Annotated in this window: 9 protein-coding genes and 1 pseudogene; 3 read left to right on the top strand and 7 right to left on the bottom strand. The window is 44.7% G+C overall.

The window, feature by feature from the left end; genetic code table 11:
* Nucleotides 1-420 (top strand): annotated as a pseudogene (locus B7X71_RS10160) (transporter); the annotation flags it as partial.
* A 2-nt stretch (nt 421-422) separates the two neighbouring features.
* Here B7X71_RS10160 and B7X71_RS10155 read toward each other — a convergent pair.
* Nucleotides 423-2,090 (bottom strand): AMP-binding protein, encoded by a 1,668-nt coding sequence (locus B7X71_RS10155; protein WP_293600679.1) that lies wholly within the window; start codon nt 2,088-2,090, stop codon nt 423-425.
* A 28-nt stretch (nt 2,091-2,118) separates the two neighbouring features.
* Complete coding sequence (locus tag B7X71_RS10150) at nt 2,119-2,682, bottom strand: 5'-methylthioadenosine nucleosidase (RefSeq protein WP_293599868.1); 564 nt, start codon at nt 2,680-2,682, stop codon at nt 2,119-2,121.
* An 11-nt stretch (nt 2,683-2,693) separates the two neighbouring features.
* Here B7X71_RS10150 and B7X71_RS10145 point away from each other — a divergent pair, with 11 nt between their 5' ends.
* Entirely contained in the window at nt 2,694-3,212 is a 519-nt protein-coding gene (locus B7X71_RS10145; RefSeq protein WP_215303546.1) for an adenine phosphoribosyltransferase, read from the top strand.
* Between the two features lie 5 nt (nt 3,213-3,217).
* Here B7X71_RS10145 and B7X71_RS10140 read toward each other — a convergent pair whose 3' ends face one another.
* The 5 genes from B7X71_RS10140 to B7X71_RS10120 form a co-directional block, all read right to left on the bottom strand.
* Nucleotides 3,218-3,499 carry a YqjK-like family protein gene (locus tag B7X71_RS10140; RefSeq protein ID WP_293600676.1) on the bottom strand — a complete coding sequence of 94 codons (282 nt, stop codon included), beginning with the start codon at nt 3,497-3,499 and terminating at the stop codon, nt 3,218-3,220.
* A complete protein-coding gene (locus B7X71_RS10135; protein WP_293599054.1) occupies nt 3,496-3,867 on the bottom strand; it encodes a phage holin family protein in 372 nt (123 codons plus the stop codon). The genes B7X71_RS10140 and B7X71_RS10135 overlap by 4 nt, the downstream gene beginning before the upstream one ends.
* 6 nt (nt 3,868-3,873) lie before the next feature.
* The gene (locus B7X71_RS10130) at nt 3,874-4,209 is read right to left on the bottom strand and encodes a DUF883 family protein (RefSeq protein WP_215303541.1); all 336 of its coding nucleotides are present in this window, start codon (nt 4,207-4,209) and stop codon (nt 3,874-3,876) included.
* 65 nt (nt 4,210-4,274) lie between these two features.
* Entirely contained in the window at nt 4,275-4,715 is a 441-nt protein-coding gene (locus B7X71_RS10125) for a Smr/MutS family protein (protein WP_293599055.1), read from the bottom strand.
* A gap of 43 nt (nt 4,716-4,758) precedes the next feature.
* Entirely contained in the window at nt 4,759-5,055 is a 297-nt protein-coding gene (locus B7X71_RS10120) for a hypothetical protein (RefSeq protein WP_215303537.1), read from the bottom strand.
* A gap of 346 nt (nt 5,056-5,401) precedes the next feature.
* Between B7X71_RS10120 and B7X71_RS10115 the strand changes: the two genes are divergently transcribed.
* Nucleotides 5,402-6,703 (top strand): amidase, encoded by a 1,302-nt coding sequence (locus B7X71_RS10115; RefSeq protein ID WP_293600674.1) that lies wholly within the window; start codon nt 5,402-5,404, stop codon nt 6,701-6,703.
* Nucleotides 6,704-6,939 lie beyond the last annotated feature (236 nt).

The following is a 6,939-nucleotide window of genomic DNA, read 5'->3' as shown; positions in this document are numbered from 1 at the left end:
GTCGGTGCCAATCGCTGGTTTATCCAGCCAGGTCTTGGGGTATCGAAGGCACTTGGCCCATGGAGATTAGAGTTAGCTGGTGCCGGTATTTTTTACACCAGCTATACTGACTTTATGGGTGGGAACTCACTCTCTCAAAACCCAGTCTACTCAACTCAGACTCACGCGATCTATTACCTTCAGAATACGGCTTGGATCTCTGTAGATGCAACCTACTTCACTGGTGGGCAATCCTATCTAAACGGAAATCCGATTAATGGAAACCAAGAAAACTGGCGCTTTGGTAGCACGATGTCCTACCCAGTAAATAAACATAACTCTATCCGGCTATCAGCGAGCACTGGCGCATACTCCAGGACAAATAATAGTTACGACCTATATGGTATTTCTTGGCAATACCGCTTTGGTGGCGGTTTGTAGTTTTATAAGTCTCGCAAGTGGCGACGAAGGATCTTGCCAACATTAGACTTTGGCATTTCATCAATAAAAGCAATTTTTCTAGGACGTTTATAACTCGTCATTTGCTCTTTGCAATACTGAATGACTTGGGCCTCAGTGAGTTCAGGTTTATCTTTCACAATATAGGCCTTCACAATCTCACCAAGCTTGCGGTGTGGAAATCCAATGACTGCGCATTCTCTTACGCCTGGCATTAATGAAATCACCCCTTCAACTTCATTCGGAAATACCTTAAAGCCAGCAACAACGATCATGTCTTTCTTGCGATCTACAATTTGCACATAACCCTCTGGGCTCATGATGCCAATATCGCCAGACTTGAAATAACCCTCAGGGGTGATAAATTGCACCGTCTCTTCGGGCCTATTCCAGTAACCTGCCATCACTTGTGGACCTTTAATACAGATCTCTCCAGGCGTGCCAAAAGGAACTTCCTTTCCATCGTCATCCAATATCAATACATCTGTGCTTGGCACTGGCATACCAATCGAGCCAGTAAATTCTTTCACGAAAGGCGTATTGACGCACACCACTGGTGAAGTTTCCGATAGACCATAACCCTGAGCAATCGGTACCCCCATTATTTTTTGCCAGAGTTCGGCAGTCTTTCTTAGAACTGCCATACCGCCGCCAATAGTGACTAAGAGGTTGGGCAATTTCACTTTGCTAAATTCAGGGCGGTGAATCAGCGCATGAAATAAGGTATTAACACCTGGAAAAATATTAATGTCTGGGTGCTTCATCAGCAACTTAATAAAGCCAGTGATATCACGAGGGTTTGCCACTAGCAATAATTTGGCACCCTTGCGCATGCCAAGCAGACCGCAGGCAGTCAAAGCAAAAATATGAGTCATTGGTAGCGCGCATAAAAAAACAAGCTGCTGGTGTCGATCTTTCAAGGCAGGCTCAAGCCAAGACTCGATCTGAATGATATTGGCTAGGATATTTCGGTGTAACAAAACAGCCCCTTTAGAAACTCCCGTAGTGCCACCGGTGTATTGCAAAAATGCAATACTGTCTTGCCTTAGATGTGGCCTGGTAAAACCATGACCGGCGCCTATCTTAAGGGCCTGATTAAACTTAACGCAAGTAAAATTCCAATTCGGAATGAGCTTCTTAACATGCCGAGCAATTAAATTAATGATGACACCTTTGGGGCCTAAGGTTTCACCGAGGCTACTCACAATCACCCTCTTAACAAGCCCTTGATTGGCAATCTCTTGATACACATGGGCAAAGTTTTCTAGCATTACCAAGATGGCTGCACCACTATCTTGTAATTGATGCTCCAACTCTCTGGCCGTATAGAGCGGATTAATATTGACCACCACAAATCCAGCACGCAGGGTACCCAACATCGCAATCAAGTATTGCGGGACATTAGGAAACATAATGCCGATTCGCGATCCTGGTTCTAGACTTAAGGTCTGCAAATAGGCAGCAAAATCTTTTGACAGAATATCCAGCTGACGGTAGCTGATTTTGTGACCCATCGACTCTATTGCAATTCGATCGGGGTAGCAAGCAAACGATTCCTCTAAGAAATCAACAATCGATGCGTGTCCAGCCACATCAATCTCATGAGGAACTCCCTCGAGATAATTTTTGAGCCAAGGAAACTTTGGGTTCATCAGAAATTCTTGGGTTTATCCGAATGCTCTATGCGCTTAATAGATCTTGGAGCTTGCTTACATACAGCTCTTGGCCATGATTGACCCGATGCTTCCACTCATTTCCGGAGTCTGAATTAGCATCATCAGTCACATACTTAAAGGATTGCCACGGGATATTAAATTGATAGGCAATGCTAGCAATTGCAAATAGTTCCATATCAACAACATCTACACCCTGCTCTTTCAACCAAGGGTCATGGGCCGTCACAAAACTATCGCCCGTACCGCAGACATGATCACCATTCAACGAGAGATACTCAACTGGTTTTGGGCAAAAAGGGGTTTGACCCCTGGGCGCTAATGGCACAGTCATCATGTCACGTTGTATCACCTTCCCTATCTCGAGCAAACCAGCAAGAGATGGATTAATTTTCCCAACAGTACCAAAGTTAATAATCTGTTTTGGCTCAAATTGATGTATAGCTTGCAGGGTAGCTGCAGTAGCATTAATCTTGCCAACCCCTGAATACACAATACCCACTCCCGGCGGCAAGGCAGCTTGATTGAGTTCGGACTCTAATGCGGTAATAATGAGCAATTGTGTTTTCATATCAGCCAAAAATGAATTTACTAGATTATCTACCCGGAGTCCCTGACTTCCCAAAACCGGGGATTCTCTTTCGGGATATTTCACCCCTACTTGCAAATCCCGCTGCATTTAAAGAGGCTGTACTGCAATTAGAGGCCCTAGCCAAGCAGTTTGACTATAGCCATATTCTGGGCATTGAGTCTCGCGGCTTTATTTTTGGCTCCGCCCTAGCCCACCATGCCCATAAAGGATTTGCACTGGCTAGAAAGCCCAATAAACTGCCATTAGCAAGTCATCGGGAGTCCTACGGACTTGAATATGGATCAGACTCCTTGGAGCTTCAACAGTCAACCTTACCTGCAGGTTCTCGAGTATTAATTGTGGATGATGTTTTAGCAACTGGTGGCACCATTATTGCCGCTAGTAAGTTACTCAACAAGGCGGGGTTTGAAGTAGCTGGCGCCCTGACTTTTTTAGAGATTGATGGCCTCAAAGGCGGTGAAATTCTGATAAAAAATGGTATTTCAAATAAGACCGTATTGATTGCCTAAAAACTTTAAATCAGACTCTTAGCGCTCTTGAGCAATTTCATAGCGCCCCAACCAACAGCCAGCACTTTGCTAGCTAGCTTAGGTCGATAGTGAGCCAGAACGGCAAATGCACTGGTCCAAAGCACTGGGCTACTCTTCAGAAAATGAAAAGCATCTATACCCTTATCAGCCCAAGATAGTGGCTTTTCAATAGGCTCAAAATATTGGGCAAAATCTGCACGCTCTTGTGCAGCTCGCTCTTGGAGCACTTTTTGCCTAGCTTCCAGCTCCGACAATTTTTGACTCATCGCTTCGTAAGTTCCTGACGATCCTTAGCCAACTCCGCAATAGTTGCTTCGAACAACTTAGGCATTGTTTTAAGGGAGCGTAAAACTACCAGGGCCAAAATGCAACCTGTAGCCAAAAATCCAGCAGTAAGCAAACTTAGTGCAAGGATGCGATCCGCCTCCCAGCTATAAATCACAATAAGAAAGGCTAGCATCACCAAGCCAAAGAATAAGAAAAATAAGACAAAGATGATCATCACTAGCAGACTCAGGAACTTAGCCCGCGCAATCTGTACGTCTGTAGAAATTAACTCTAAACGGGTTTGGGCAATAGATGCCCCAGTGGAGACGAGATGCTTAAGAGAGGATAAAAGATTTTCTTGTGACATGAGGACCTAGCGACGACGCATAAAGAGTCCAATTAAAAGACCGAGACCAGCGGCAACACCGACTGCCTCCCATGGATTTCGATGGACAAACTCATCGGCACGCTCCGCCACGACCTTAGCCTTTTCAGTTACCGTACCCTCGACAGAAGAAAGACTTTCTTTGGCATTATTAAGGGTATCCAAGGCTTTTGAACGAATTGCACTCAAGGGACCATCTTCATGGCTAGCGGTTGCCATAATCAACTCCTCAGCATCAGCCATGAGTGCTTTGAAGTCACCAATCAAATGCTCTGAACTGATTTGAGCTTCTTCATGTGTAGTGCTTGATTTTTTAGCTGTCATTACTACTCCTAGCTGATGGCAAATAAATAAATGATGGATCTATTCTAAGCAACTCCACGTAGGGATTACAGTAATAACACTGTCATTCCGGCATTACCTTCTTTGAAGTGCTTGAGATAAGCCTTTAATCCCGGCCTTCTTCTCAAAAGCGAGTGGTAGGCCTCGCTGCCAAACGCAGTTTGCTCACCAAAATGGTATTCGTCCACCCGATCCGAGAAATAGTTATTATCCAGGGCATTATGAACAGCCCACTTGATCTTGCCACCCTCCCCACTGGCTCCATATCCATGTATCAAGATCATTGCTTTAATACCCACCTCAGAAGCTCGGCGAAGTCCAATAGTTAATCGATCCAAGGCCTCTTCTGCGCTTGGACTGTCGAACTTTAAATTCATTACCATCGTATCGCTATGCGGAATAGGAAGATCTTCGCTTCCACATTGACGACATTCTCCTAGCATCCCTCTGGGGTTGCCACACTCCGGACACTCAAATGAATGGATCATCCAATACCCTTAGCGGTAATTACAGTAAGCCATTCGGAAAACATTAAGAGCAATACTTTGCTTCCAAAGCAGATGCTGAACTCGCTTGATCATCCACCATTCGGTTTAAGGTGATTTTGGCTGCATCCTTATTCTCTTGAACCTTCAGATTTGAATTAATGAGGCTAGATACATCCTTACGGATTGAGGTATTTCCATAGCGCAAATCTTTCAATGTGGAAACTGCTTCAGCGGAAATTTTGCATTGCTGACTAAGCAATTCAGAAGAGTCAGATGAAGTATTTGCATATGCAAATGCAGCTATAGAAATTGAAACAACAGCTAATAGAGTTTTTTTCATCCTATTTCCTTAATTTGTGACCGCACGTTGGACAACAACCCAAATCTTTTGCTTTTGTTTTTCTTAAGGCGGCGTAGACGCTGGATTCTGAAATCTCCATCTTCCTAGCGGCTTGAGCTGCAGTCATCCCCTTCCCTATCCAATCTAAAGCCTGATGTGTTTTTGGTATCGCTCTTCTCATTTCACCTCCTTTATCAATACTATACTACAGAAGTTGTGAAGTTGTGAAGTTTATTTAAATATTGAATCTTGGATGCTCTTTCTGAAAAATGAGGCCGAAGAAACAGAGTTGGGTCGCTAGTGATACAGTGGCAATCAATGACAATTGACTGAACGAGACATCCCCATGAAACCAGCATTAGGACTAATAGAAGCTTGCAACTTGATCGCAAGTAAGCAGCTATCCGCAAATGACTACCTTAAGGAGTGTGTGGCGCGTGCGGATGAGCTGGAGCCCACTATTAATGCTTTTACAGTGAGAGCGCCCTTAGAAAAACTGATCCAAGAGGTTCATCCAGGCCCTCTCATGGGAATCCCAGTGGTTGTAAAAGACCTGATCGATACCAAAGACTTTGTTACCAGCTATGGATCACCTATTTATAAAAACCACATTCCCGCCAAAGATGCCCAGATCGTTGCTCAAGTGCGTAAACTCGGTGGCGTCATCTTAGGAAAAACTGTCACAACCGAGTTTGCTTGGCGCACACCAGGAAAAACGAGTAACCCCTGGAATCTTGCCCATACCCCTGGTGGGTCCTCTAGCGGCTCTGCTGCAGCAGTAGCCAGCGGTATTGCACCATTGGGGCTGGGGTCCCAAACTGCCGGCTCTATCATTAGACCGGCCACTTACTGTGGCGTGGTCGGCTATAAGGCTAGCTTTGGCACAGTACCGCGCCTTGGGGTACACCCAGTCTCAAGCTCCTTAGACCATGTTGGCTTTTTTACAAGATCTGTCGCTGATGCAGCATTTGCATTTAATCTTCTCAAAAATACCAGCGTCACAGAGGAGGATGATCTTGTGATTGATGAATTAGTAATTAAGCCGATCGGCGAGATACTTCACCAACGTACACCACATATCGCAGTACTGAAGACCCCATTTGATGATTTATTAAGTGATGAGCAAAGCGCCGCAATGATGGCAGCCTGTATATCGCTCGAGAAGTCTGGTGCCACCACAGAAGTACTTGAACTCCCTGCCTATTACTGGGATGGCATTGAAGCATTAGCGGTACTCATGTCGTGTGAAGCCGCTGTAGTGCACGAGCAACATCTTGCACAACACCCAGAACTAATTAGCGCTGACATTAAGGAATTAGTTCAGAAGGGAAATGCTTATAGCGCCCCTGATTACATTAAGGCAAAAAATCTACAGCAACGCCTCAGGAAATCTATCAGGGAAGTCTTTACTCATTTTGATGCAATTTTGGCGCCAGCTGCTACCGGAGAGGCACCTAAAGGCTTGGAATTTACGGGAAATCCTATTTTCTGCTCTTTGTGGAGTTTGATAGGCACCCCCGCTATTGCCATACCTTTTACTAAATCTCAAAATGGCTTGCCTCTTGGGGTGCAGCTCATCGGTGATGTATTAGACGATCAAAAATTAATCAATATTGCTGCTTTTGCAGAAGACAGTTTTAGAAAATAGCATTTGGATTCAATGGTAATCAGACCAGAAATAAATAAAGGGGCTTAGGAGCCCCTTTATTTATATAAACCCTGGCGGAGACGAGATCTAAATCTAGACCCTCCTGGCAAATCCACAAATACCCATCAATCCCTTTATTTATATAGGCTTAAGAGCAACCCTACTCCTATCTAGCCCATCCCGATTCACTACAATCTTGGTTTAACTGGTGGGTAGGATGGTGGGTAGATTGAGCT

Source organism: Polynucleobacter sp. 39-46-10 (assembly GCF_002282275.1).
Note: the sequence above shows the minus strand (reverse complement) of the source record. Positions and strands in the feature narration are given on the sequence as shown.